Origin of the sequence: Marinobacterium lutimaris (assembly GCF_900108065.1) — a bacterium.
Taxonomy (GTDB): domain Bacteria; phylum Pseudomonadota; class Gammaproteobacteria; order Pseudomonadales; family Balneatricaceae; genus Marinobacterium_D; species Marinobacterium_D lutimaris.
The window spans coordinates 311,110-334,897 of record NZ_FNVQ01000001.1; the positions used below are offsets into that span (position 1 = coordinate 311,110).

General features: G+C 56.2%; 17 protein-coding genes. 9 read left to right on the forward strand and 8 right to left on the reverse strand.

The features are described from left to right. Positions 1-179 precede the first annotated feature (179 nt). Together C4S72_RS01520 and C4S72_RS01525 are read left to right on the forward strand one after the other, a co-directional pair. Positions 180-2,717: an EAL domain-containing protein gene (locus C4S72_RS01520; RefSeq protein ID WP_104001310.1), complete on the forward strand. Its 2,538-nt coding sequence runs from the start codon at positions 180-182 to the stop codon at positions 2,715-2,717. Continuing rightward, the gene (locus C4S72_RS01525) at positions 2,714-2,938 is read left to right on the forward strand and encodes a hypothetical protein (protein ID WP_104001311.1); all 225 of its coding nucleotides are present in this window, start codon (positions 2,714-2,716) and stop codon (positions 2,936-2,938) included. The genes C4S72_RS01520 and C4S72_RS01525 overlap by 4 nt, the downstream gene beginning before the upstream one ends. Positions 2,939-3,243: 305 nt before the next feature. Here the strand turns inward: C4S72_RS01525 and C4S72_RS26130 are convergent, their stop codons facing one another. From C4S72_RS26130 to C4S72_RS01535, 3 genes are all read right to left on the reverse strand, one after another. Then, the gene (locus C4S72_RS26130) at positions 3,244-3,378 is read right to left on the reverse strand and encodes a hypothetical protein (protein ID WP_268807666.1); all 135 of its coding nucleotides are present in this window, start codon (positions 3,376-3,378) and stop codon (positions 3,244-3,246) included. Positions 3,379-3,432: 54 nt separating this feature from the next. Further along, positions 3,433-3,675, reverse strand: coding sequence for a GrxA family glutaredoxin (locus tag C4S72_RS01530; RefSeq protein WP_104001312.1), 243 nt, complete (start codon positions 3,673-3,675; stop codon positions 3,433-3,435). Between the two features lie 124 nt (positions 3,676-3,799). Beyond that, entirely contained in the window at positions 3,800-4,366 is a 567-nt protein-coding gene (locus C4S72_RS01535; protein ID WP_104001313.1) for a TIGR04211 family SH3 domain-containing protein, read from the reverse strand. Between the two features lie 247 nt (positions 4,367-4,613). On the opposite strand from C4S72_RS01535, the gene C4S72_RS01540 reads away from it, so the two are divergent. Then, positions 4,614-5,423 carry a mechanosensitive ion channel family protein gene (locus tag C4S72_RS01540; RefSeq protein WP_104001314.1) on the forward strand — a complete coding sequence of 270 codons (810 nt, stop codon included), beginning with the start codon at positions 4,614-4,616 and terminating at the stop codon, positions 5,421-5,423. Between the two features lie 36 nt (positions 5,424-5,459). On the opposite strand, the gene C4S72_RS01545 is transcribed toward C4S72_RS01540, so the two are convergent. From C4S72_RS01545 to C4S72_RS01560, 4 genes are all read right to left on the reverse strand, one after another. After that, complete coding sequence (locus C4S72_RS01545) at positions 5,460-7,637, reverse strand: sodium:solute symporter family transporter (RefSeq protein ID WP_104001315.1); 2,178 nt, start codon at positions 7,635-7,637, stop codon at positions 5,460-5,462. A 36-nt stretch (positions 7,638-7,673) separates the two neighbouring features. After that, a complete protein-coding gene (yidD, locus tag C4S72_RS01550) occupies positions 7,674-7,934 on the reverse strand; it encodes a membrane protein insertion efficiency factor YidD (RefSeq protein ID WP_104001316.1) in 261 nt (86 codons plus the stop codon). Positions 7,935-8,034: 100 nt separating this feature from the next. Then, on the reverse strand, positions 8,035-9,537 hold the full coding sequence (gene mqo / locus C4S72_RS01555) for a malate dehydrogenase (quinone) (protein ID WP_104001317.1): 1,503 nt from the start codon (positions 9,535-9,537) through the stop codon (positions 8,035-8,037). Between the two features lie 469 nt (positions 9,538-10,006). Continuing rightward, complete coding sequence (locus tag C4S72_RS01560; protein WP_104001318.1) at positions 10,007-11,395, reverse strand: PhoH family protein; 1,389 nt, start codon at positions 11,393-11,395, stop codon at positions 10,007-10,009. A 197-nt stretch (positions 11,396-11,592) separates the two neighbouring features. Here C4S72_RS01560 and ppnN point away from each other — a divergent pair, with 197 nt between their 5' ends. After that, positions 11,593-12,990, forward strand: a complete 1,398-nt coding sequence (gene ppnN, locus C4S72_RS01565; protein WP_104001319.1) for a nucleotide 5'-monophosphate nucleosidase PpnN — start codon at positions 11,593-11,595, stop codon at positions 12,988-12,990. On the opposite strand, the gene C4S72_RS01570 is transcribed toward ppnN, so the two are convergent. Beyond that, positions 12,977-15,469, reverse strand: a complete 2,493-nt coding sequence (locus C4S72_RS01570) for an aldehyde dehydrogenase family protein (RefSeq protein ID WP_104001320.1) — start codon at positions 15,467-15,469, stop codon at positions 12,977-12,979. The two genes, ppnN and C4S72_RS01570, sit on opposite strands and share 14 nt — an antisense overlap. 209 nt (positions 15,470-15,678) lie before the next feature. Between C4S72_RS01570 and C4S72_RS01575 the strand changes: the two genes are divergently transcribed. From C4S72_RS01575 to hrpA, 5 genes are read left to right on the forward strand one after another with little or no spacing between them, the layout of a single operon-like run. Further along, complete coding sequence (locus tag C4S72_RS01575) at positions 15,679-16,611, forward strand: M23 family metallopeptidase (protein ID WP_104001321.1); 933 nt, start codon at positions 15,679-15,681, stop codon at positions 16,609-16,611. Then, a complete protein-coding gene (locus C4S72_RS01580) occupies positions 16,560-17,069 on the forward strand; it encodes a bactofilin family protein (protein ID WP_235009013.1) in 510 nt (169 codons plus the stop codon). The genes C4S72_RS01575 and C4S72_RS01580 overlap by 52 nt, the downstream gene beginning before the upstream one ends. A 25-nt stretch (positions 17,070-17,094) precedes the next feature. Continuing rightward, positions 17,095-17,895, forward strand: coding sequence for a class II glutamine amidotransferase (locus C4S72_RS01585; protein ID WP_104001322.1), 801 nt, complete (start codon positions 17,095-17,097; stop codon positions 17,893-17,895). Further along, positions 17,892-19,535, forward strand: coding sequence for an AMP-binding protein (locus C4S72_RS01590; protein ID WP_104001323.1), 1,644 nt, complete (start codon positions 17,892-17,894; stop codon positions 19,533-19,535). Before C4S72_RS01585 ends, C4S72_RS01590 begins: the two co-directional genes overlap by 4 nt. A gap of 41 nt (positions 19,536-19,576) precedes the next feature. Further along, positions 19,577-23,488, forward strand: coding sequence for an ATP-dependent RNA helicase HrpA (gene hrpA, locus C4S72_RS01595; RefSeq protein WP_104001324.1), 3,912 nt, complete (start codon positions 19,577-19,579; stop codon positions 23,486-23,488). Positions 23,489-23,788 lie beyond the last annotated feature (300 nt).

Below are 23,788 nucleotides of genomic sequence, written 5' to 3' on the forward strand. Positions count from 1 at the left end.
TTTCCAATGCTATGAATAATACAGTATTTTGATGGTGGTTGGCGGCACTTAATAAAGATCAAGGTTGTTGCCGTTTTCGTCAGGAGCGGGCCCGATAGCTATATCTCGGGTGCATCGAACTGCTACAATCGCCTTCGCCGCTTGCCCCCTTTTCCCCGTGGAGTGACCTCGCTGTATCCATGAACACCGAAGTAAAATTCAGCCATGAAAGAGCCGTTTCCAGGATCTGCCAGACAGACGTGGTTTGCTGCTCCCCAGAGGAATCCCTCGACAGTGCACTGAAATCGATGTCCCGTCGGGGCATAGGTTCAGTACTCATCTGTGAGGGTCGCAAGCCTCTCGGTATTCTGACGCGCCGTCAGGCGATGAGCTGCTGTGTTCGCGGTATCGATGCAGAAAAGGTGGCTCTCGATGAGGTGATGTCTTCGCACCTGCTGCTGGTTCGAGGCGACGACAGCATAGATGAAGTGGGTGTCGAAATGATGACACGCCGGCTTCAGCATGCCGTGGTCACCAATGAAACCGGAGCTCTGGTTGGAATCGTCAGCGAAAGCGATATCGTCAACAGCCAGGGGATAGAGCACGATCTGTTTCTGCGCAGCGTGGTCGATATTGCGCCGGCCCGTTCTCTGTTTCTGGATGATCAGCTTTACATGCGCGATGCAATTCAGCGTATCCGCAATGAAGACAAGAGCGCCGCCGTAGTGCGCTCCGCTGGCCGTCAATACATCATCACGGAAACCGACATCATCGGTTTGCTCGCCTCGGGTACCGATCTGGATTGTCCCCTCTCCGAGTTTACTCTATCGGAGCTTGTCACCATTGATGAGTCGATCAGTCTCTACATTGCGCGCAAAATTTTCCGGCGTCATGGTTTTCGACACCTGGGGCTGACCGATGCAAGCGGGCGTGTAACCCGAATTCTCTCTTACGCAGATATTCTGCGCAGCGTGGAGCGCGACTACGTTGCACGGCTTCGCGAGTTGCTGGCCAATCGTAATCACGCGTTACAGCAGTCACAGCATAACCTGCGCCTGATCGAGCGTGTCATCAATGCGTCGATGGAGGGGGTTGTGGTAACCGACTCCAACGGCGCTATACAGAGCGTAAACCCGGCATTCAGCGCGATTACCGGTTACGAGGCTCATGAGGTTATCGGACGTAACCCCAATATCCTCAGTTCTGGACGCCACGGTCGCGAGTTCTACCAGGAGATGTGGAGCACGCTGAAGCGGGAAGGTGAGTGGCAGGGTGAGATCTGGAACCGGACGCGCAGCGGCACGGTTTACCCTGAGTGGCTGAGTATCACTGCGATCAGCGATGATAAGGGGCAGGTCACCCAGTATGCGGCTATCTTCCACGATCTTACGGAAACCAAGCGGTCCGAAGATAAGATTCGCCGTATGGCTCAATTCGACGAGCTGACCCGGCTGGCAAACCGCAAACTGTTTTCAGACCGGCTGGGGATGGCGCTGCACTACGCCCATGAACAGAGCAAGCGTGTGGCTGTTCTCGCGGTGGACCTGGATATGTTCAAGCGGGTCAATGATCGCTTTGGGCATGATGCCGGCGATGATGTGATCCGCACTCTGGCCAAACGTATTGAGAGCACTCTTGGTTCGGGTGATACGGCGGCGCGTCCTGCGGGCGACGAATTCTCGCTGATTCTCAGTGATATCACCGAGGAGAGCCTTACCTGTCGTGTCGAGCATCTGGCACGGGTGATTTCTACACCGGTTCTGGTAGGTTCCTCCGAGCTGCGCATTACCGCCAGTATCGGCGTGGCGATCTATCCATCGGATGCTGATTCTGTGGAGGAGTTGCTGCGCGCGGCCGATGCAGCCATGCACAACTCCAAGGATCTGGGCCGGAACAGCTGGTCCTACTTTTCCAGCGAAATGCATCAGCGGCGTCAGTCACGTTATCTGATCGGCGCGCATCTGCAGCAGGCGCTGCAGAATAATGAGATGCATCTTGCCTACCAACCCAAGCTCTCTTTGGGCACGGGGGAGGTGGTTGGTGTCGAGGCGTTGCTGCGCTGGCAGAATCCAGAGCTGGGTACCGTTCCTCCGGATCAGTTTGTACCGCTGGCGGAAGACAGCGGGCAGATTCACGAGATCGGCGACTGGGTGCTGGAAACGGCGATAGGTCAGGCCCGGCGCTGGGAATTGTCGGGTCGGTGCATACCGGTAGCGGTCAACCTTTCCGCCCGCCAGTTTCAGCGCGAAGGTCTGGTTGCCCGGATCAAGCAGTTGCTGAGTAAGTATTCGCTCGACGCGTCGCTGCTGTGTGTTGAACTCACCGAAACCTGTTTTCTGCATAGCGCGGAAGAGACAGCCCTGGCGCTGCATGAACTGCGCGAGCACGGGGTCAAAGTATCGATCGACGACTTCGGCACGGGTTACTCCAGTCTGAGTTACATTCGCACCATGTCGCTGGATCAGCTCAAGATCGATCGCAGCTTCGTCAACAACATCAATGAAGCGCAGCGTGATCGTCAGTTGGTCAGTGCAATGATCGCCATGAGCCAGGCCCTGGGGCTCAGTGTTGTTGCCGAGGGGGTGGAAACCCGGGAGCAGTTGGATATGCTACGTCAGCTGGGTTGTGACGAGGTTCAGGGTTATCTGATCTGCAGACCTATCCCGGCGGAAGAGCTGGATAAAGTATTGCCTGATCTGGCCGGAAAAAACTGGATTGACGCGGGAGAAGAGCGGTGAAAAGTTACCTGTTTACCACCAGCAATGGGCGTGGCGGCGTAATGCTGTGCGATATCGATACGCTGGAGGAGGCCGTGCCCTATCTGCAGAAGCGCTTTGATGGTGTGGTGCGTATCGAACAGGGCTTGGAACTCTGGACAGCGGAAGAGGGCTTCGGTGAATTTAAGCCCAGTTCAGTGGAAGAGGCATTGGCTGCCAGCGGCGAGTCCGGCGGGCGCTAGCCCCGTCACATTTCTATCTGGCGCCGGTGCCACCGGCGCTCATCCTTGATCAGTTCAAATCCGTGGTTGTGAAACTGTATCCGGCCTGATGACATCAATCGGTGGTCGCGGTTCTGTTGTGGCCGAAATTTGTGGCCGAAATTCATACAGGCGCTAGCAGCGATATATCGTTGTGCCTAGCGTGTCTGGGCCAGTTGATCTGCCCCCGCCAGGCAGGCAGAGGTGGATAAAACAACAAAGACTGAACCGGACCGACTCATTATGTCGGCCCGTGATTCAGGACTGAAGAGGAAGGGGAGTCTCGATCAGCGACGACGACGGCGAGGGTGCTCGTCCTCAACGCGGATGCGAATGGGGGCAGGCTTGGACTGCTGCTGAAGCAAGTACCAGCCGGCACCGGCAATCATGACTGCTGCAATAATAAACAGTGACGTCAGCATCGAGAATCTCCTCTCTGGTCGGGGTATACGTGGCGCGTCTTGCTGTTATTGAGGTTAAGACTGCGCTTCTGAGATAAATGCCGCAAATTCAGTATAACCGCCTATATGTTTCTGACCACAAAAAATTTGCGGTACGGTTTCTACAGACTTGCCAACGGTTTTCTCAAGATCGGCCTTGGTGATGCCTTCGGCATGGATGTCGATATAGCGATGATCCAGGTTCTGGGTTTCGCATAGCTGTTTGGCGCGAACACAGAAGCCGCAACCCGGACGGCCGAAAATGGTAATGCGTTCCATCAGGTTCTCCCTAAAAGTGTGAGTCGATTTCAATAAAACCATTAAACCCGGGTCGGCGCGGGATGAACAATCGTCATCATTAATGGTGCCGATTGCCTCTTGCTATCGCCCAGTGTTAATCGGCTTAGAACCAGTCATTACGCGGCTTGCGGCGTTTCGGCAGATAGGGAACCAACAGTCCGAGGATGACGCCGCCCAGGGCAACCAGGCCGCCGTGGGTCAGCCAGCGCATCAGGTTCGATTGATCCATGTTGGTGATCTGCGATTTCAGCGAGGTAATCTCTCGCTCCAGTTCTACGACTCTCGCCTTGCTCTGTTCATTTTCACTGGCGTGAGACTGAGCGGCCTGCTCCAGAACATCTATTCGCTGCTGCTGAGTGCTGATCAGCTGTTTAGACTCTTGCAGCTCCGTTTCCAGTTCCGGCATGCGAATCAGGTTGCTTTCGCCCTCGGCGACAAAGTTCGCCGGCACCCAGCCTACGCGGCCGCCTTCTGTGCGGATCTGGATATAGTCGTTGCGGCGGTCCAGGGTCTCGATCGCTTCGCCGCTGTTGACGCGCCCATTGATGCGGTACTGGTTGCTCGGTCCGCTGTTCATAAAGACATACACATCATCCGCTATGTGTGCAGACTCGGCGGTGGCGTAGCTTGAAAGCCCGGAAAGTAGAGCGACTAGTAACACTTTTTTCATACAGCAGTCCGACGGTGTTGCAGGGTGAATTGGGTTCTTTCGACTGTTGATGGAGGTTTAAGTTCACCAAGTGTCGAAAAGCGTACAGCTTACCACAGTCGGCGCTTCCCCGGGCCGCGTTAACTCCTTAGTTTGATTGACTTTGGTGGCCCTCCCTTTCATTCTTCACCTGTTGAGCGGGTCTCCCCCGTATCCCTAATTAAGATGTGCCTGTTATGGGCATGAATAAGGAATCGAGGATCTTTAAATGGAAAGCTTCTGGGATCTTTACGTGGTGCCCTGGGCGTTGAATATCGCCTTTGCGCTGGCGATTTTCTTCGTTGGGCGCTGGATAGCCAAGCGTCTGGTTAACCTCTGCGGCCGCTTGATGCGTCGTGCCAAACTTGACGAGATGTTGATCAATTTTGTCTCGTCGATTATCAGCGTGCTTCTGCTGCTGTTTATCATCGTTGCAGCACTCGGTCAGCTGGGTGTGGATACGACTTCGCTGATTGCTCTGGTCGGTGCCGCTGGTCTGGCGGTTGGTCTGGCTCTGCAGGACTCGCTGAAGAACTTTGCCGCTGGCGTGCTGCTGATCATCTTCCGCCCGTTCCGGGAAGGGGATTTTGTTGAAGTGGCCGGCATAGCAGGTATCTGTGAGCACATCTCCATTTTCAATACGGTTATGCGTACCGGTGATAACCGTGAGGTGATCGTTCCGAACGGCTCTATCTACTCAGGTGTCATCACGAACTATTCGGCCCGTGATACCCGTCGTGTGGATATGGTGTTTGGTATCAGCTACGACGATGATCTGCGCAAAGCGAAAGAGATTCTGATGGATATCGTCAAGTCCGACGAGCGCGTGCTTGCCGATCCGGCGCCGGTGGTGGTTGTGGCTGCGCTGGCTGATAGCAGCGTCAACTTCAATGTACGTCCCTGGGTTAAGACTGCCGATTACTGGGCGGTTCTCTGGGATGTGACCGAGCAGGTAAAACTGCGCTTTGATGAAGCCGGTATCACGATTCCGTACCCGCAGGTTCAGGTACATACCAATCAGCCGGAATCTACCGACTGATACAACCGGCGCCCCTTCGACAGGGGCGCCGTTTTTTTAGCTGTCCAATTCCATTTTCCTTAGCTGTTCCCTGATTGCCTCGTTGTCCTGCTTGAGGCGCTGTTCGCTGATCCTCAGGTTGAAGTTCTTCTCGAACAGGGTTTCTAGTCGCTTTTCCATCTGAATGAGCTTTTCCTGCTGCTCAGTCTTTTCTTTCTCCAGTGCTTCTACCTGTTGCTGTAACTCAACCAGCAGACTGTAACCATCGCTGTCGTTGTCCTGATCCGGCGTGAGGCTTGGCCGTATTTCGCTGACCAGGTGGCTGTACAGGGCCTTGAGGTCGGTGGATTCGCGGTCGTTGTAGTGGATCTCTTCACTGATGGCGCTGTGGGCTGCGGCTGCACCGATCGAGCCCGCCAGGAAATGTTCCAGCATACGGTGGAACTCCATCAGTTCGATGACCGTGATCTGGTGCTTGCCACTTACCTGAAGATCGTCTGTCAGCTGGCTGAGACTGCTTTCAACCTTACCCTCCGGCAGATAGCGGCTGAGGATACTACGCGCTTCCTCCAGTTTCGGGGCGAAGCTGATGTAGGGGTCCAAACCGGTGGGGCGGGCTCGGTTCAGTAGCGGATTGCCGCGCATACAGTTGAATAGTTCGCGGGTCAGGCGGCGTTCTTTCTTGCTCGCTTTAAGTACCAGGCTTAGCAGGATATACACCAGCAGGTTGAGCGACAGGGACCAGATCACGCTGTGGCTGAGCGGATTGAGGGCGCCAAGGCCGAACAGCTGCTCGGGTTTCAGTTGCTCTATACCGAAGGGCCCGCGCAGCAGCATCTGGCTGTTGATCCAGCCCTGTTCGATAAAACCGGGGATCATCAGGGTATAAAACCAGACGATAAAGCCTGTGAGCAGACCGCAGAGAGCGCCAAGGCTACTGCCGCGGCGCCAGAACATGCCAAGCAGCATTGCAGGTGCAAACTGGAGAACGGCAGCAAAGGAGATCAGGCCGATCGATACTAGTATGTAGGTGTCGCTCAAGGTTCTCGCTGTGAAGTAGGCGAGCGAAAGGATGGCCAGCACGAGCACCCAGCGGATCTGCAGCAGGTAGCTGCGCAGCGGGGCAAGAGGGCCGATTTTCTGGCACAGAGGCAGCACCAGATGGTTGGATGCCATGGTGGCCAGCGCCATGGTGGTAATCAGGATCATGCCGGTGGCGGCCGCATAGCCGCCCAGAAAGGCGATCAGTGTGAATAGTGGGTTGTCGGCGAGTTGTGGAATGAGCAGCATAAACTGGTCGCCGCTGTCCGCGGGCAGGCCGAGTAGCAGGCCTGCCGCCGCGATCGGAACCACAAACATGCTGATCAGTACCGTATAGGCCGGAAAGCTCCAGGGCAGGGTACGTAGATGGTGGCGGCTGCTGTTTTCCACGACGGCCACATGGAACTGGCGTGGCAGGCAGTGGATCGCGGCAAAACCGAGCAGTATCAGCGTAAACCAGCTGACGCCGGGATGCGGGCCCTGGGTGAAGCTGAGCAAGTGGTCCAGGTTCTGTTCGCGCAGCTGATAGGCGATATCGGTGGGGCCGTCGAACAGGCTGTAGGCAACAAACAGCCCTATAGCGATAAACGCCAGCAGCTTGACGATACACTCTGCCACCAGTGCCGCGACTATGCCCTGGTGTCTTTCGGTGGGGTCGAGCCGGCGCACGCCAAAGACGATAGTAAAGATCACCATCAGTCCGGTCACCAGGGTGCCGGCCAGGTTCCAGTCTGCGCTATTTTGGCCGTTGGTGGTAATTACGCTAAGGCTGTCAATAATCGCTTTCAACTGCAGGGAGATGTATGGAATCAGGCCTATCAGCGCTATCAGCGTGACCAGAGAGGCGATTTTTTGGGAGTGACGGTAACGGATCGAGAGGAAGTCGGCGATGCTGGTGATGCGGAACGCCTCTTTGGCTCGCACCATGCGCTTAAAGGTGAAGCCGGACAGCATCATGCCGAGCATTGCGCCGATATAAATGCCGAAGAACTGCAGTCCATATTCGACGGCAAAGCCGACGCTGCCAAAGAATGTCCAGGAGGTAAAGAAGACCGCTTGGGACAGAGCGTAAACCCAGGGAGAGTTGAACCGGCTGCGGCCCACAGAAATACGATGCTCCACCCACTGCGCCAGGGCGAAGATCAGTGCCATGTAGCTGAGTACCGCCAGCAGAACGCTAATCGGTGAGAACATCGGTGAAGCTCCCGGTAACTGACCTTCAGGCCAGTATCAATGCTGCTCCGGGTGTTTGCAACAGCCCTTCCTGGGCGGAACGGGGTCGATGCCGCCGTCGGAAAACGGATGGCAGCGCAGGATTCGCTTCAGTGCCAGCCAGCTGCCGTAGAGAGGCCCGTGAGTACGAATTGCTTCGATGGCGTAGCTGGAGCAGCTGGGATAAAAGCGACAGTTGCTGCCGAGAAACGGGCTGATCAGGTATTGGTAACCACGGATCAGTAGTGTCAGCAGGCGAATGGCGAGGTTTCGGACCACAGATTTATCCGGGCTTGTTCACGGAAAGGCTAGGATAACGCGGGGAGGCCTCCGTCGCCAGTGACTGGCGACGGAGGCTGGGCGGCAAAGATTGCCGCGGTCAGACGTCGGCGGTTTCGCGCTTTTGCAGCTCGAGGGTGCCCAGGGTGCGCTCACGGATGCTGCGCAGCAGTTCGGGGTTATCGTTGAGTGATTCGCCATAGGAGGGAATCATGCTCTTGATACGCTCTTTCCACTCGTTCTTGCCGCGGTGCTGGATGTAGCAGCGCTCAACAATGCTGATCATGGTCGGTACTGCGGTGGATGCACCTGGAGATGCGCCAAGCAGGGCGGCGATGGAGCCATCCTCTGCGGTGATCACTTCGGTGCCGAACTCCAGCTTGCCGCCGAGTTTCTCATCCTTCTTGATGATCTGAACGCGCTGGCCGGCATGCGCCAGGGTCCAGTCTTCATCGCGGGCATCCGGGAAGAAGTTGCGCAGGGCATCAACACGGGCGCTGTGTGACTGCATCACTTCGCTGATCAGGTAGCGGGTCAGATCCATGTTCTTCATCGCTACTGACAGCATCGGTTTGATGTTGCCTGTACGGATGCTCTTAGGCAGGTCAAACAGGGAGCCCTGCTTCAGGAACTTGGTGGTGAAGCCGGCAAACGGGCCGAACAGCAGGGCGCGCTGGCCATCGATAATGCGGGTGTCCAGGTGCGGAACCGACATGGGAGGTGCACCAATCGGCGCCTTGCCGTATACCTTGGCGAGATGCTGTTCGACGATCTCCGGTTTCTTGCAGACCAGCCACTGGCCGCTGACGGGGAAGCCGCCGTAGCCCTTGCCTTCCTTGATGCCGGATTTCTGCAGCAGCGGCAGTGCACCACCGCCAGCGCCGAGGAATACGAACTGGCTGTTGATCACCTCTTTTTCACCGGTATCGGTGTTCTTGAGGGTGACGTTCCAGCTGCCGTCGGACTGCTTGTCGAGATCGTTGACGATACGGCTCAGCAGCAGGTCGAAATCGGGCTGGGTGCCCAGGTGTTTGGCCATGGAGCGGGCCAGCTCGCCGAAGTTGACGTCGGTGCCGTAGCTGACGCGGGTAGCGGCAACCCTGTCGGCCGGGTCGCGGTGCTGCATTACCAGCGGCATCCACTCCCGCAGTACTTCAGGATCTTCGCTGAACTCCATATCGCAGAACGCGGCGGTGGCTGACAGCGTCGCGTGGCGCTGGCGCAGGAATTCGACGTTTTCTTCACCCCAGACGAAGCTGATATGCGGTGTCGGGTTGATGAACTGTTTCGGCGAGGGCAGGACGCTCTGTTCCACCAGGTAAGACCAGAACTGCAGGCTGGTTTCGAACTCTGAGTTGATCTTGAACGCCTTGGTGGTATCGATGCTGCCGTCGGCCTTTTTCGGCGTGTAGTTCAGCTCGCAGTAGGCGGCGTGTCCTGTACCTGCGTTGTTCCAGCCGTCAGAGCTTTCGTGGGCCACGTAGTCGAGTCGCTCGACCATACAGATTTTGATGCTGGGATCTAGCTGCTTGAGCAGCATCCCCAGGGTGGTACTCATGGCACCTGCACCGACAAGCAGTACGTCGACAGATTTTGTAGTCATAGGAATACGCCAATTGATAATAAACAATGGGATTCGTTACGCACCTGATAAGGGCTTTTGGCGCCATGCACGAACGAGAGTTCGTAGATCAGGTGTCGTCCCCCGGATCTGATCGCCCGGGTTGGGCTGGGCGTTATCGCCTGCGGATCAGTCGGGGTGGGTCGCCGTTAAATGGGACCCTGGAGCAAGTTCCCCGTTGCGCTCTCCGGCAGACAGTAAGGGCCTGCTCTGGATAAGTCGCACGAGGTTATAGTTTTAAATTCTGTTTCACGGTTGCTGCGGTGCATTATAGGGATTCGGATGCCAAAAAAAACCTGTGAAACATGAGGTAACCCCATGAAACTCAGTGTTTCTGGTCTGCAGGTCGCGGATGGCGCGGGGTTTGGCGTGATTAAGACTTTCGTCTGTTAGGCTTTTTTGTAGGGCTGAAACGCCGATGGTACGACGTTTCAGCCTGTTGGCGGGGGCGTTACAGCTGTTCTTCGGCGTATTCCGCCAGACGGGAGCGGAAGATCCCTTCAAAGTGGATACTGGCCGAGCCGCTGAATCCGCGGAAGCGTTCAACGATATAGGTCAGACCTGAGGTCAGCGCGGTCAGGTAGTTGGAATCGATCTGCGCCAGGTTACCGAGGCAGACCATCTTGGTGTTTTTACCGCAGCGGGTGAGGATGGTTTTCAGCTGCTGAGGTGTAAGGTTCTGGGATTCGTCGATCAGGACGATGGCGTTCTGAATGCTGCGACCACGGATGAAGTTCAATGACTTGAACTGGATGTTCGCCTTTTCGATCGCGTATTTCACGCTGCTCTGCGGGCGTTCGTCATGCTCGTGCATCGCTTCCAGGTTGTCGTTGATCGAGCTGAGCCAGGGGGTCATCTTCTCCTCCTCAGTGCCGGGCAGGAAGCCGATATCCTCGGCTACCGGCGGGGTGGAGCGGGTGACGATAATCTTGTTGTAGCGGCGGTCCTCGATAACCATCTCCAGGGCGCAGGCGAGGGCTACCAGCGTTTTACCGGAGCCTGCGGCACCGAGCAGAATGCTCAGATCGATATCGGGATCGAGCAGGGCGTTCATGGCGAAGGCTTGCTGCACGTTGATCGGCTGGATACCCCAGCAGCTCTGCTGCATCAGGCGGTCGTAGCCCAGGTCCAGCAGTGTCACCTGATCTTCGGTGACCTCGACGGTGCGCGCGGCGAAGTCTTTGCTGTCATCGAAGATATACTCGTTAGGATAGGTGTCCGGTAGTACCTCGCGGGCGACGCGGTGGTAGGTATGGCCATCCTTCTGAAAGCTCTCAACCTGTTCTACACCTTCCCAGAAAGGGGTTTCCATGTGCAGATGGCCGGCGGGCAGCAGTTCGATATCCGAGACAAGCTGGTCGGTACGATAGTCTTCAACCTGCTGCAGTCCCGCGCCCAGAGCCTTGAGGCGCATGTTGATATCCTTGGTAACAAGGATCACCTGGCGATGCGGGAAGGTGGCCTGCAGGTGCAGGGCACAGTTGATGATCTTGTTGTCCTTGTTGCGCTCGTCGGGGAGGAACCCCTGGCGGGTGGTCAGTTCGTGGTCGGGGAAAATGGATAGGCGGCCCAGCTTGGTAACCCTGTCCTTGCCCTCAAGCTTGATCTGAACCCCTTTGGTTATCTGGCTGGCATCCTTTGCCGTGCTGATGATGTCGTCTATGGCGCGTATGGCGTGTCGGGCTTCGGCGGCCACGTTTTTCTTGCGGTCCTTGATGTCATCCAGTTCTTCAAGAACTGTCATCGGGATGGTGATGTCCTGTTCCTTGAATTCATAGAGACACTTAGGGTCGTGCAGCAGAACGTTGGTGTCGAGAATGTACAGCTTGGACGCAGTCATCTGGCGCTTCCTTCTGCGGAGGGATCTGTCCCAAAACTAATTCAACGGATCGGTGTTTACAATCGTTGTCTGATACAAACTCTCCCAAGTAACTGTTTTTTATCAAGCTAGTAGCCAAAGAGCGGCAAAGGGTTCATATTGGATCTGTCGCTTGCGGCAATCCCGGAGGCGATTTCATCCGTGCAGGGAGGTCGAATATGATGACTGAAGCTTTTGTAAACGCCAGCGTCACCCCGCTGGAAAGTCTCGACATGCTTTCCCCCTACGAGGTGGCAAAACTTCAGGATAAATCCCAGGGCGGCCTCTACCGGCTGCTGCGTCAATGCGCACTCGCGGTACTCAATTGTGGCAGTGAAATGGACAGTACCCGAATGGTGCTGGAGCGCTACCGCAAGTTCGATATTCAGATCAGTCAGAAGCACCGCGGGGTTCAGCTGGACCTTATCAACGCACCAGCATCCGCCTTTGTCGACGGCGAGCTGATTCAGGGTATACGCGAACATCTTTTTGCCGTCGTTCGCGATCTTCTTTACGTTCAGGACGAATTCAAAGACTGCTGTGACGGCCTGGCGCCGTCCGCTGTCGCCACCAACCTGGTCTTCCATACCTTGCGCCACGCCAATGCGTTTCGCCCTCACGTGAAGCCCAATGTGATGGTGTGTTGGGGCGGTCATTCGATCAGTCGTCCCGAGTATGAATACACCAAAAAAGTCGGCTATGAGCTCGGCCTGCGGCGGCTGCAGATCTGCACCGGCTGCGGTCCCGGTGCCATGAAGGGCCCGATGAAAGGGGCGGCCATCGCCCATGCCAAGCAGCGTAAGGCTGCCCCGCGTTATATCGGTATTACCGAGCCAGGAATCATTGCCGCTGAATCGCCGAACCCGATCGTTAACGAGCTGGTGATCATGCCGGATATCGAAAAGCGGTTGGAGGCGTTTGTTCGGCTCGGACACGGCATCATCGTATTCCCGGGTGGTGCCGGGACGGCGGAGGAGATTCTCTACATGCTCAGCATTCTGTTGCGCGAAGAGAACGATGCGATTCCCTTCCCGTTCATCTTCACGGGGCCGGCCGGCAGCGAGGAATACTTCGAGACCGTGGATCGCTTTATCGCCGATACCCTGGGCGAGAGAGCGCGCAGTAAATACGAAATTATCATCGACGACCCGCACGGCGTTGCGTCGCGGGCAAAAGAGGGGTTGCTGGACGTAACCGCGCATCGACGCAAGATGGGCGAGGCGTTCCACTACAACTGGCAGTTGCATATTCCGCTGGATCTGCAGCAGACCTTTGAGCCCACCCACGCCAATATGGCGGCATTGAACCTGTCACTTGATCAGCCCGATTACGAGCTGGCGAGCCAGCTGCGCTGTGCCTTGTCGGGCATCGTTGCGGGCAACGTGAAGGAACCGGGGATCAAGGCGATTGAGGAGTTCGGGCCTTTCGAGCTGCATGGCGAGCCGGCGTTGATGGCCTCGCTCGATCAGCTGCTGACCGCGTTTATCGAGCAGCGGCGCATGAAGATCGACTTTGAGGACTACCAGCCCTGTTTCCGTATCGCCAGGGAGGACAAGGACCGGGTCAGCTCAGGTTGATCCCGTCTCCGGGTTCCGATAACCGCTGATAGCGCACCAGTGCGCGCAGATAGTCAGCGGTTCCGGGACGGGCAGCGGTGCCGGAAAGGCCGAGGCCCGCACCGGGGCACTCCATGCTATTGGGGCAGAGTGTCGGCGGGTTGATGTTCAATTCGCTGGCGCGGCTGTAACGTTTTACCTGCTCAGTAAGCGCGCTGTCGCCTGAAAACAGCGATAGTGCCATACCTATGCCAGAACGGTTGATCTCATCCAGCTTGGCGTTCAACTCCTCTCGATCAAACCTCACCAGATGCAGAATCGGTGCTTCGATCTGCTCCTGAAGCTCGTCCAGAGTGTAGAGCTTTAGCAGCGTGGGCGGCACGAAATAACCTTCTTGATGAGCGGAGTTCAGCTCGCCTTGCGCCAGCAATCGGCCGGCCGCCTGGAAACGCTCTATATGCATGTACGCATTATCCATCTGCTTGCGGCTGACCAGTGGGCCTATATCGGTTTCGCGGCTTTCCGGTGAGCCGATGCGCAGCTGGTTTATCGCCTGGCTTAGCAGATCCAGGAGCTCATCGGCCAGGGTCGTTTCCACGTACAGGACACGTAGCGAGCCGTGGTGTTGGCCTGCATGGGAGAATGCGCCGCGCAGCAGTCGCGGTAGCAGATCGTTGATCGACTGGTCGGCATCGATAATGGCGGCGTGGCGCCCGCCGGTATCGCTGATAACCGGTATTAGCGGTGCGCCTGCACGTTTGGTGAGGCGGTGCTGGATCTCTGCGGCGGCGAGAGCGCTGCCGCAGAACAGCACGCCATCGAGACGGTAATCCTCCAGCAGATAGCTGCCAACCTCATCCAGAGAGCCGGGCAGTAGCGCGAAGTATTCAGCGGGGACGCCGCAGGCCAGGAGCTGATCGAACAGCCAGTGTGCGGTCAGGGCGGCCTGGGCTGCCGGCTTGATCAGCAGGGTGTTGCCTGAAAGCAGCGCGGCGCTGGTCATGGCGATGAACTGAAGGATCGGCTGGCTCCAGGGGGTAAAGCCGAGCAGGGTCCCGAGCGGTAGTGGGGTCAGCTCACAGACGGTATCGCAGCTGGCGTGGATCTCCTGGGGCGACAAAAGGCTGCTGGCCAGTTGCAGGTGTTGATCGAGCAGTACGATGGAATCTTCAATCTCATACAGGCAGTCGTTCACCGGCTTGCCGGTCTCCCGGGCGCAGAGGCAGGCCAGTTCAAACTGTTGTCGGAGTACCCTTTCCGCAAAGGCTTCTAGCAGGGTCCGACGAGCGTAGGCTGAAAGTGTGCTGTTGATGCCTTCCCCTTCGCTGCAGACCTTGAATGCCTGTTTTGCATCCAGCTCGGTAATATCAACCTGGCTGCCGACCGGCGTATGAATGTCGGAGGGGAGAAAGCGGACCTTTGCTGCCTGGCTGGTCAGGGCCTCGCCGGCAATAACCGGGGCTGCCTTGGGTTGCTGCAGCTCAAGGGATTCCCGTGTTAGCTTCAGCCGCTGCTCGATAATATGAATGCCGCGTAATGAACAGGGGCGGTCACTGAAACCGAGATCTGACTTGGGTTTTGGGGCTGGTGGTGGATCACACAGCCTGCAGGGCCAGCTCTTACTGCTGCAGATCAGCCCCATTACCGGTTGCAGGCGCGGGTCGCTTATCACCAGCTCGGGTTGAAGATGCTGGCTGTTGGTGCTTTCGAGGAAGGCGCAGGCGGCGGCCAGGTTGAGTCTGATCGCGCTGGCCATGGTCAGTATCGGCGTCTCAAAACGGGCGTAACTGCGTTGATCGTTATTGAACGGCTGCTCGAGAATCTGGATCGCTATCTTACTTTTCAGCTCATTGCCCAGGCTTTCAAGATAGCCAAGGGTGGGCAGCAGGCGTTTGGAGGCGGCGCTAAGGCCGATACCCACACCGAAATTACTAATCCCTTGGGGAGTCTCTTGAGAGGTCTCTTGTGAACTCTCTTGACTGGTGCCACGGAGCGCAGGATCGCGCATCAGATCGTTCAGCAAGGATAGCCAGCACTCGAGCTGCTGTTCTGTAGGTTGCTGCAGAAGCAGGCAGATGTTTTCAGCCCGTGCCAACTGCAGCAAAGCCGCCAGCTTTTTGATCAGGCTGCTTCGGGTGCGATGGTCCGGGTTGAGTGAGCAGTTTGGATACAGATTAAGCGGATTGATCTGGAGCTGTTTTATGCTTTCTGTCGGCCGGGATGCGAGCTCTTCTATCTGGTGAAGGTATAGGTTGAACTGGTGATTGGCCTGGTCCCAGGTATGTACACGGGCGGATGTTGCAGGCATGGGAAATATGGGAAGAGGCGCGGTGCTGTTTGCAGCGGTGCTTGTGCTGCCCGTGAGCGTGAGCCCCAGCGACTTAAGTTCTGTGCTCAATCGGGCTTCTTCTATCAGCGCCGATTGGAATACCCCCTGCAGCAGCTGGTTAGCGCTCATCAGGCGGAACTCTTCAGAGAAATAGAGCGGCAGTGGTAGCATTTTCTTTCCCTGTCATGAGCCGGGCCTGGTAAATCCGGCCAGTTAACTTGAGCTTTAGAGCCCCTTTCCCGGTCTACGTTCCCTGCGCAGACTGCCCGTTTTCCGCGGCGACGCTCGTTTTAAAGCGTACTTGCGTTGACGCTGTTATGACATCACGCGCACAAGGCGTTATATTAGCGCGATTTTCTCTCTATCCGCGGGTGTTCGTTTTGCGGCGAAAGTTAGTAGTTACGCTGACGACCGTGCATGGATCACGGCAGTATACGCTCAATCAGTTAGCGAAGTATCTGGTGGCAGGTTTCCTGCTCATGGCTGCGCTGAGCTTTTTTGTGTCCAACCTGTTACTGGTAAAGACCACCGACGATCTGCTTGATCTCGAGGACACACACCAGCAGTTGACGGACCAGTATGACCTGATGCTGGGAACCCAGCAGCTCTATCGAACTGAATTGGATTCGCTCGGAGACGCTTTGTCTCAGTTGTCGGATGAGCGCGATGAGCTGGCAGCGGTTAACCAGGTTATGGGAACCGAATTGGGCGATCTCGAGTCAATGCTAGGGATTCTCGACAGCGAGCCTGTCGCCTCACCGGTGGAGCGGGCTGCAGTGGCTAAGGCTGCAGCCAAGGAGCGCCTGTTCATGCTTTATGGCGTCCCCAATGGCGTGCCCATTCAAAGTGAAAGAATCAACGATGAATTCGGTATGCGCTACCACCCGATTCTGAAGAAACGGGTGTTGCATAGCGGCATCGATTTCAAGGCAAACGTCGGTACGCCTGTCTATGCAACCGCGGATGGGGTGGTCGAGTTTGCCGGTTTTACCAAGAGCAGCGGATATGGCTATATGGTCCGCCTGACTCATAACCTGGGCTTCAAGACCTACTATGCTCACCTGGATAAGGTGTTGGTCAAGCCCGGTGCGTTTGTGCACAAGGGGCAGAAGATTGGTCTGAGCGGAAACAGCGGACGTTCTACCGGTCCACATCTGCATTACGAGGTGCGTTATCTCTACACGGCGATAGATCCTGAGCCGTTTTTGAAATGGGGTCTGAACAACTTTGAGTCGATATTTACAGAAGTTGAGGATGTACCGTGGGAATCATTAAGCGCAATGTATCCGCTAAATCAAACCGCTCAGCAGTAACCATCATTGCCCAGGGAAACCGCTTCCATGGCGACACCAGCATTTCGGGCAAAATGCATGTGGATGGCGAGTTTGAGGGCAGTATTGATTCCAGCGACGATATTTCTATCGGCAAGGCGGGTCGCATCTGCGGCCGTATTCGCGCGCACGCTGTCAATGTCAGCGGTGTGCTCGAAGGCGAGCTGATCTGTGAGTCGCTGCATATAGAGCGTGGCGGACATGTCTGTGCCAACGTGTTTTGTTCTACCCTGTCCATAGATCCGGAAGCTACCTTTATTGGTGAACGACGCCTGCCGGGTGAGAACCGCCTGACCTGGGAGTCCGAGGCGCGTCAGATCGAATCGACCTACGTAGAGCCTGAATCGGACTTTGAGCAGGCTGAGGTTGCCGAATACTTTGACCCGGATGCAAACCTGATCGATTCTCTGCCGGATCGCATTACCCTTTCCCGCAAGTAGCAGGGCAGCAGGAGAGCAGTAAAAGATGTGCGAATTGCTTGGTATGAGCGCCAACGTACCCACCGATATCTGTTTCAGTTTCGCGGGGCTCGTCCCCCGGGGCGGTGGTACCGGGCCGCACCGCGATGGCTGGGGAATCGCCTTTTACGAAGGTCCGGGCCTGCGTGCATTTCACGATCCACTTCCGAGTGCGGATTCCCGTATTGCTGAACTGTTGGTTTCTTACCCGATAAAAAGCCGGGTGGTGATCAGCCATATCCGTCAGGCCAATGTGGGCGATGTTTGCCTCGCCAATACGCATCCGTTCAGTCGTGAGCTCTGGGGGCGGGTTTGGTGCTATGCCCATAACGGCCAACTGGAAAAAGAGATTTTCGACTGGCCTCTCAGTTACTACCACCCGGTGGGCACCACCGACAGCGAATATGCCTTTTGCTGGCTGCTGGATCAGATCCGCAAAGAATTTCCGGATGGTCCGCCGGATGACGCGGATGAGCTCAGTGCGCTGATTCATCAGTGTTGTGAAAAGCTTCGGGCGCTGGGTGTCTACAACCTGCTGCTCAGTGAGTCTTCGCGGCTGTTCTGCTTCTGCACGACCAAGCTTTCCTGGATTACCCGTCGTGCGCCTTTCGGTGAAGCCCGGCTGAAGGATAGCGATATGAGTGTGGATTTCGGTGCTGAAACTACGCCCAATGATGTGGTCACCGTGATCGCCACCGAGCCGTTGACCGACAACGAGCGCTGGGAGTCTCTGAATAGCGGTGAAATGGTCGTCTTCAAGGATGGTGAAGTGGAGTGGCGGGCTCGCGCTGAGCAGGCGCAAAAATGAGCCATACCCTGGATGGCCTGGTGACTGAACTGGCCAAACATCAGGGAGATCGGCCCGCCTTTGGTCATCTCGGAAAGAGCCTCACGTACACCGAGGTCGATGTCCTCTCCCGGCGTTTCGCCGCGTGGATTCAGCACTGTACAGATCTTGCGCCGGGTGATCGTCTGGCGATTCAGCTCCCCAACTGTATGCAGTATCCGGTAGCGCTTTTTGGCGCTCTGAGAGCCGGACTTGTGGTGGTGAATACCAATCCGCTCTATGGTGAGGCGGAGTTGAAACACCTGCTTCAGGACAGCGGCGCGCGAGCACTGCTTGTTTACGAGCCACTATCGGGCCCTGCTTCTCGGGTCATCGCTGAAACCAATGTTGATTACGTGCTCACGACCCAGATTGGTGATCTGCACAGTGGTTGGCGTCGCTGGCTGTTAAACACCTGCGCGCATTATCGGCGTCGTGGCGGCGGCCGGCGAATGCGTGGTGGCACGCCGCTGACCGAGGTGTTGAAAACCGAAACAGGTCGTCACTGGGCACCGGCGCCCACGTCAGAGCTTGCTCTGCTGCAATACACCGGCGGCACGACTGGAGCGGCCAAGGGAGCGATGTTGACCCATGCTTCGCTGCTGGCCAATGTCGAGCAGCTTCGTCAGCGTTTGCAAGAGGTCGACACCGAATCCGGTATGACCCTGCTGCAGCCACTGCCGATGTACCACATCTATTCCTTTATTCTGGTGATGCTGATGTTCTCCCAGGGGAGGTATGTAGAATTAGTGCCGGATCCCCACGATGCCAAGTCGCTTGCCAGTGCGTTTGAGCGGGTAAAGCCCAGCTGTTTTGCCGGCATCAATCCGTTGTTTGTTGCCCTGTGTCAGAAGCCGGAGTTCAGTCAGCTTGATTTCAGCTCACTGAAACTGACTATATCGGGCGGCATGGCACTGACGGAGTCGGCCGCCAGACGCTGGCAGGACGTCACCGGCTGTGCGGTCACCGAGGGCTATGGTCTGACCGAGTGCTCGCCGGTAGTCAGCGTCGCCAGGCCTGGTATGGAACGGATCGGCAGTGCCGGCATGCCCTTAACGGGGACCGAAGTACGTATAGTCGATGAACAGGGCGAGCTAGTGCCCTGCGGCGAAAGTGGCGAAATTCTGGTGCGCGGTCCGCAGCTGATGCAGGGGTATTGGCACGAGCCGGACAATAACGGCCAGATCCGCACTGGCGGCTGGCTGGCCACCGGCGATATAGGGCAGATCGATGAAGGCGGCGAGATTCACATCATAGACCGGCGCAAGGAGATGATTAATGTCTCGGGGTTTAAGGTCTATCCCAGTGAGTTGGAAAATCTGATCAGTGCTCACCCCGACATTCTCGAATGCGCGGTCATCGGTCTACCTGACGATGAACGGGGAGAATTTATCAAGCTCTATGTCGTGTCTAATAACCCGCGCCTGACCGCCCGCGGTGTACGCGAGTATTGCCGTGAACGTCTGACCTCTTACAAGGTGCCGCGCAGTGTGGAGTTTCGCCATGACCTGCCTCGCAACTCGATAGGTAAGGTGATGCGCCGCACCCTGCGAGAGGAGGCGCTGGTTGAGCAGGGGGAGAATGCGGGGATCGACTCGCAACAGGCCCGGCGGCTGGGCTAGAATCCCGCATCCGTTCTTCTGAATTCCAAGGTTGACGCGCTTTGACATCCGCTATTGCTGAACTCCGCTCTCTGATTCCCCAGTGCCGAATCGCCGATCGTTTCCGTCTGCGCCGCCGCCTTGATGAGCTGGCGCGTAAAAAGGACGTAGGCGAGCAGCTCGATGCGCTGGCTGAAGCGCTGGAGCTATCCCGCGCCGCAGTAGAGCACAAACGTTCGCTTTCCACGCAGATCAACTATCCGGATCTGCCGGTATCGGCGCGGCGCGAAGAGTTGCTGGAAACGATCCGTGATAACCAGGTGGTGGTTATCGCTGGTGAGACCGGGTCGGGTAAGACAACCCAGATCCCGAAAATATGTCTTGAGCTGGGGCTTGGTTGCGAGGGCATGATCGGTCATACCCAGCCGCGTCGTCTGGCTGCACGCAATGTGGCGGCACGTATTGCCGAAGAGATGAATACGGAGCTGGGTGAGCGGGTTGGTTATCAGGTACGTTTTCATGATCAGGTTTCGGAGTCGACGCAGGTCAAGCTGATGACCGACGGTATCCTGCTGGCAGAAACTCAGCACGACCGTTTCCTGGAACAGTACGAGGTGCTCATTATCGATGAGGCGCATGAGCGCAGCCTCAATATCGATTTTCTGCTCGGCTATATCAAACGGATATTGCCAAGGCGCCCGGATCTTAAGGTGATCATCACCTCGGCTACCATCGATCTGGAGCGTTTCTCGAGCCATTTTGATAATGCGCCTGTGATCGAAGTCTCCGGTCGCACCTATCCGGTCGATATTCATTATCGTCCTCTGCATGAGATGGAGGCTGAGGATGAGAAAGCGCTGGATCTGCAGCAGGGCATTCTCGCAGCGGTTGATGAGCTGACCCAGATCGACCGGCAGAAAAAGGAAGCCGGCCCCGGCGATATTCTGGTGTTCCTGCCGGGCGAGCGTGAAATCCGCGAGACGGCGGACCTGCTGCGCAAGGCGCAATTGCGAGATACCGAGGTTATTCCGCTTTACGCCCGCTTGTCCCTGAAAGAGCAGAACCGAGTCTTTCACGGTGCGCGCTCTGCAGGCCGGCGCATCGTGCTATCAACTAACGTGGCGGAAACCTCGCTTACGGTGCCGGGCATCCGCTATGTGATCGATCCGGGTGTGGCCCGTATCTCACGTTACAGCTACCGCTCCAAGGTGCAGCGGCTGCCGGTGGAAGCTATCTCCCAGGCCAGTGCCAACCAGCGCGCCGGCCGTTGTGGTCGTGTGGCGCCGGGTACCTGTATCCGCCTCTATTCCGAAGATGACTTTAATAATCGCCCCGAATTTACGGATGCAGAGATACGCCGCACCAATCTCGCAGCGGTTATTCTGCAGATGCTGCAGCTCAAACTCGGCGATATCAGCGATTTTCCCTTTGTGGATCCACCGGATTCCCGTTTCGTAAACGATGGCTTTAAACTGCTGGAAGAGCTGGGTGCCGTCGATTCCAAACGTCGCCTCAGCGAAGTAGGTCGCAAGCTGGCGCGTCTGCCGGTGGATCCGCGTATTGCGCGGATGGTTATCGAGGCGGGGCAGTATGATGCGCTAAAAGAGGTGATGATCATCGCCAGTGCGCTGAGTGTGCAGGATCCAAGGGAGCGACCCCACGATAAACGCCAGGCGGCTGATGAAAAGCACAAGCTCTACAGCGACGACCATTCCGACTTTATTACGCTGCTGAATCTCTGGAATCTTTATGAAGAGCAGCGAGGGCTGTTGAGCCAGAATCAGCTGCGCAACTGGTGCCAGAAAAACTTCATCTCTTTTATGCGGATGCGTGAGTGGCGAGATGTTCATCGTCAACTGCATTTGAGCATTAAAGAGCTCAAACTTAGGGAAAATGCTGAGCCCGCCGACTACGCGCCGATTCACCGCTCGCTGCTGGCAGGGTTGCTGAGTCATATCGGTAATCTGGTAGAAAAAGGGGAGTACCTGGGGGCACGTAACCGTCGCTTCCGCATATTCCCGGGCTCGGGCTTGTTCAAGAAAAATCCCAAATGGGTTATCGCTGCCGAGATGCTGGAAACCAGCAGACTCTATGCGCATCAGGTCGCGAAGATTGAACCTGAATGGATAGAGGCGCCAGCAGGGCACCTGGTCAAGCGCAGCTGGTCGGAGCCGCATTGGGAGAAAAAACGCGCCCAGGTGGTGGCTACCGAGCAGGTTACGTTGTTCGGGCTGATCATTGTGCCGAAGCGGAAGGTCAATTACGGCCGCATCGACCCCGTAGCCGCTCACGAGATCTTTTTGCGCAGCGCCTTGGTCGAGGGTGAGTTCCAGACCCGGGCTGACTTCTTCCATTCCAATCGCGCACTGCTAGATAGTGTCGAGACTCTGGAGTCGAAGTCCCGCCGTCGCGATCTGCTGGTCGATGAGGAGTCGCTCTATCAGTTTTATGCCGAGCGGTTTGCGCAGCTCGGTGGCGATCAGATCGTTAACGGCGCGGGTTTCGAGAAATGGTACAAAAAAGTCGCCAAAGAAAAACCCGATGCGCTGAAAATGACCGAGGAGGATATCCTTCAGCGTTCTGCCGAGCATGTCAGTGTTAATGCCTACCCCGACAGTATGAAGGTCGAAGGTGTGGAGTTGTCGCTCGAGTACCTGTTTGATCCATCTTCCGATCAGGATGGGGTGACGCTGAACTGCCCGCTGCCACTTCTTAAACTGCTGCCCCTTAAGCGCATGGATTGGCTGGTGCCCGGCATGCTGGAGGAGAAAGTGACCTCCATTTTAAAAGGCCTGCCAAAACAGGAGCGCAAGCACTTTGTGCCTGTGCCTGATTATGCCCGGGCGTTCTGTGAAGTCGCAGTGTTTGGTGAAGGGGATCTCTATGAGGCCTTAAGCCATCAACTGCTTCGCATGACTGGACACAATGTTTCGCCGGAGATGTTGCGTCAGGCCTCTTTGGAGCGCCACCAGAGGGTCAATATTTGCCTCTCGGATGCAGCAGGTAACAAGGTCGGTGAAAGCCGCGATTGGGACCGGCTTAACCAGCGTTTTGCTGATCAGGCTGAAGCTGAGATGCAGGCCGGTAGTGACAACGCCTGGGGAGAAACCGGACTGACCAGATGGAGTTTTGGTAGGCTGGATGAGTCGGTTAGAGTCCGTCAGGCCGGCGGTATTGAGATTGAAGCTTACCCGGGGCTTGAGGATTGCGGTTCAGGTGTCGCCCTGAAATTGTTTAGTTCGTCGGACGATGCTGTTCATTCTACAATCCGTGCTCAGGCCCGTTTGTTTTTACTGGCGATGCCTGAAACGGTTAAGTATGTGCGCCGCAAGTTGCCGTCGATCGATAAGATACTGCTGCAAAGTGGCAAGCGCTTTAACCGCAAACAGTTCGAAGACGAGCTTCTTCTAAAAGCAGCGTTGAGAGCAAGCGGGTTGGAAGAGGGTGGAATAGTTCGTGATGAAGCTGCCTTTAATGGCGCAGTTGAGCGGGTGAAAAGCGCACTGGCGGACGCGGCCGATGCACTTTGCGAGTTTTCTCTTGCCTGCCATCAGCGCCTGCATCGAATTGATAAGGCGCTTAATGGCCGTATTGATCTGCGTGCGGTGCCGGTGCTTAATGATATTAAGGCACAGCTGGATGCGCTGATGCACCCTCGCTATCTTTCGGAAACCCCTGATACCTGGCTTGCTCAGTACCCACGCTACCTGGAAGCGGTGGAGATCCGGCTGGAAAAATATCAGCGGGAGCTGCGCCAGCAGGTATTACAGTCTGAACAGCTACAGCAGATGAATCAGCGTTACAAAAAGCTGCTCGATGAGGCCCGATCACGGGACGTTCTGACGCTTGATCTGCTCGAATTTCGTTGGTGGCTTGAGGAATATCGTGTATCTCTCTTTGCGCAGCAACTTGGAACACGTTTCAGCGTATCGGAAAAAAGGCTGGAAAAAAGGCTCAGGGAGCTCGCTCAGTAGTACGGAATTTTCATGAAAAAACCCGATGAATCATGCAGAACAAAGGGTTGCACAGGTTCTGGGCCTGTGGTGTAATGCCAAAAATTTAGCTGCTGGAGCTGCTGTCAAGCGTGCTTTAGTATTTAAATGTTTGCAGATGTATAAAGAAGCATACAGTCAAGCGACTTAAGTGCTCAGGTCTGCGAAAAAAGTGTTAAAAACCATACGAATGGCTCAGATCAAAAAAGTTCATTCACTGGTTTGAAATATTCATGAATTATAGTATTTTCGTAGGTGGCACTCCGGTGTGCCAATGAAAAC

Coding starts and splice junctions, on each gene's coding strand:
- C4S72_RS01535 (WP_104001313.1), bottom strand. CDS start 4,366: ATGAAAAAAGTGTTACTAGTCGCTCTACTTTCCGGGCTTTCAAGCTAC.
- C4S72_RS01560 (WP_104001318.1), bottom strand. CDS start 11,395: ATGACTGCGTCCAAGCTGTACATTCTCGACACCAACGTTCTGCTGCAC.
- C4S72_RS01545 (WP_104001315.1), bottom strand. CDS start 7,637: ATGTTCTCACCGATTAGCGTTCTGCTGGCGGTACTCAGCTACATGGCA.
- mqo (WP_104001317.1), bottom strand. CDS start 9,537: ATGACTACAAAATCTGTCGACGTACTGCTTGTCGGTGCAGGTGCCATG.
- C4S72_RS01585 (WP_104001322.1), top strand. CDS start 17,095: ATGTGCGAATTGCTTGGTATGAGCGCCAACGTACCCACCGATATCTGT.
- ppnN (WP_104001319.1), top strand. CDS start 11,593: ATGATGACTGAAGCTTTTGTAAACGCCAGCGTCACCCCGCTGGAAAGT.
- C4S72_RS01530 (WP_104001312.1), bottom strand. CDS start 3,675: ATGGAACGCATTACCATTTTCGGCCGTCCGGGTTGCGGCTTCTGTGTT.
- C4S72_RS26130 (WP_268807666.1), bottom strand. CDS start 3,378: ATGCTGACGTCACTGTTTATTATTGCAGCAGTCATGATTGCCGGTGCC.
- C4S72_RS01540 (WP_104001314.1), top strand. CDS start 4,614: ATGGAAAGCTTCTGGGATCTTTACGTGGTGCCCTGGGCGTTGAATATC.
- C4S72_RS01520 (WP_104001310.1), top strand. CDS start 180: ATGAACACCGAAGTAAAATTCAGCCATGAAAGAGCCGTTTCCAGGATC.
- C4S72_RS01570 (WP_104001320.1), bottom strand. CDS start 15,469: ATGCTACCACTGCCGCTCTATTTCTCTGAAGAGTTCCGCCTGATGAGC.
- C4S72_RS01590 (WP_104001323.1), top strand. CDS start 17,892: ATGAGCCATACCCTGGATGGCCTGGTGACTGAACTGGCCAAACATCAG.